This window comes from Blautia sp. DFI.1.216, assembly GCF_020594215.1.
Taxonomy (GTDB): domain Bacteria; phylum Bacillota; class Clostridia; order Lachnospirales; family Lachnospiraceae; genus Blautia_A; species Blautia_A wexlerae.
Genome location: NZ_JAJDML010000208.1, coordinates 1 through 313, shown reverse-complemented (window position 1 = coordinate 313; position 313 = coordinate 1). Strand labels below are relative to the sequence as shown.

1 pseudogene is annotated in these 313 nt (G+C 46.3%); it reads left to right on the top strand.

From position 1 onward, the window contains the following. Nucleotides 1–313 (top strand): annotated as a pseudogene (locus LJE11_RS19465) (RNA-guided endonuclease TnpB family protein); the annotation flags it as partial.

Below are 313 nucleotides of genomic sequence, written 5' to 3'. Positions count from 1 at the left end.
CTTGCGCTGGCGAATGTACAGTTAAATCTGGAAGGGGCTTTCCGGAAATTTTTCCGGGAACCGGGAGTGGGATTTCCGCATTATAAATCAAAAAAACATTCGCGGAAATCCTATACAACGAATATGGTAAATGGGAATATCTGTCTGCAGGACAGGTTCCTGAAACTGCCAAAGATGCAGCCGGTAAAAATAAAACTCCACCGTATGATCCCGGAGGGATGGAAGCTGAAATCAGTGACTGTGAGCAGGGAACCGTCCGGGAAATATTTTGCCAGCCTGCTGTTCGACTGTGAAAACCAAACAGCGGAGAAAA